Origin of the sequence: Elstera litoralis (assembly GCF_000963705.1) — a bacterium.
Taxonomy (GTDB): domain Bacteria; phylum Pseudomonadota; class Alphaproteobacteria; order Elsterales; family Elsteraceae; genus Elstera; species Elstera litoralis.
In genome coordinates this window covers 1-1879 of record NZ_LAJY01000869.1, presented here as the reverse complement: position 1 = coordinate 1879, position 1879 = coordinate 1, and the positions used below count along the sequence as shown (strand labels likewise).

General features: G+C 48.2%; 3 protein-coding genes. All 3 read right to left on the bottom strand.

Translation table 11 applies throughout. From position 1 onward, the window contains the following. A partial coding sequence (locus VZ95_RS20410) for a hypothetical protein (RefSeq protein WP_045777493.1) occupies positions 1-469 on the bottom strand: 469 nt, incomplete at its 3' end. Then, positions 466-1680, bottom strand: a complete 1215-nt coding sequence (locus VZ95_RS20405) for an ATP-grasp domain-containing protein (protein ID WP_045777492.1) — start codon at positions 1678-1680, stop codon at positions 466-468. The genes VZ95_RS20405 and VZ95_RS20410, both read right to left, overlap by 4 nt. Further along, on the bottom strand, positions 1677-1879 hold a 203-nt coding region (locus VZ95_RS27695), incomplete at its 5' end, for a hypothetical protein (RefSeq protein WP_045777491.1). The genes VZ95_RS27695 and VZ95_RS20405, both read right to left, overlap by 4 nt.

Here is a 1879-nt window from a genome sequence, read left to right as displayed (position 1 = left end):
CCGCGCTAAAACCTGCGTAGAGTCTCAGCACATCAGGCGTTTTACCGCCAAATTTGCCTGGCGGTGGGGCGAGTCTTTCCACAAGGCTATGAAGATATGCGATGCTATCTTGGTGGAACAGGATTTCTCTAAGGTCGGTCGTAACCTTGCCGTCGGGTAACATAAAATCCTCGAGGGCAACAGAATGCTTATCGGATATCCACGTATCTTCGGCATCGCGATAACTCAGAAGTGCCTCATCCAACTCCGCAAAGGTATTTTCAAGAGCAGGGAGAAATTCAATCTCGTAGGGTGGGGAGATGAGCTCAATAAGAGCACGGCTATACTCAGGCCTCAACTGCCATCCGGTCGAAATCTCCAAGCCTATAGAAGATACCATCTCGGGAGATCTTAACGAATACAGGTTTTTTTTGCCTAATTTCTTGACGATGGTGTATTCTTTCTCGATCCCGATTGTGAGCGGAGTCATAGCGGTTCCGATCGAACTGGTCGGAGAGCAATCAGCTCGTTTATCTTCTGTGCGACTGCCTGCGGGCTCACGTCGCTTACTAAAAAGGAGATGGCCCGATTTTGCTCAAGAACAGGGGCACCTGTTTTTTGGCCAATACAAACGCGCTGTTCAATAAGCTCTACACCAGCCAGAGGCGGAGCGAGAATCAGGTCGGTAATTGTCGAATAAGCGGGAATTGGGAAGTCTATGAAGCCGCAGAAAGGCTCAGTAGTTGTGGCTTCGTCAGAAGAGTATGGAATGCCGCTCTCGAGACTGAACCAACGCCGGGCAAAGCTATAGCCTTTGACCTTTTCGATCACTGGAATGATCTGGGTGCCGCCGATTCTGGCACCGACTTCACAGAAATAGAACTCACCATCTTCACCTTTGAAATATTCGGCGTGGGTGCAGCCATCAGGCGCTTTTAGGGCCGCTAATACTCTCGCGTTCAGGTCATGCAGTCTTTGAAAATCATTGCTCAACGCGTCGATTATGAAACTGCCAGTAGGCCCTTTGCGCGCTTCGACCGGAGGAACGTTATATTCCGAGATAGATATGTCCTGTATGTGCCCACCCCAAATGAGCGTGTCCACATGGAACATGGGGCCAGAAATGTATTGTTCTGCCATATAGATAGCTTTGGCGAATATTTTATCATTCATTATCTTGGACAAATCTTCGATTTCTTGAATAAAGAATACCCCCTGGTTAGCCATACCCAACCTGGGTTTGATAACAAACGGCATGCCAAGCATTTCCACTGCTGCCGCATATATTTCTCGGCAATTCTCGCCCAGATTATACAATCGAACGAACCGAGGAACCCTGATCGACTGAGCGGCAACAAGGCTTTTCATGAGAAACTTGTCTCTGAAGGGAGCTATGTCGGTCGGTTTCGGGCCTGGAATATTATGGCGCTCGCGTAGCACAGCAGCGAGATACAGATCTTCTTCGGCAAAGCAAATTAAGCGTTCAACAGGAACGAGCTGGTTGATGAAAAGATCGAGTGCCTCAAAAGTCAGTTCATCGAGTGACCAGAAGGTGGAGCATCGATCTTTCCATTTATCTGGAACTGATTCAGAATATTTATGTGTGCCGATGAAATGAATCTCGCAATCAAAGGGCGCAAGGTTATCGTAATTCATAAGGTTATAGCGAATCTTATTTATAACCACAATTTTCTGTTTCATAGCGCCCTCAAGGTCACGGGATCGAAACTGAGCAGATAATTTGCATCTTGATAGACAACGGAGAAGCTGTTGTCGGAGAAGCAGACCGAACCAGAGCGTTCGTGGCCACAGGTCGTACGTTCGATGAAATCGCCGGGTGCGACTTTCCACTCAACAATTTGCATTTCGCTGCGCAGTACAGGCGGCGTCAGTGTTCCGA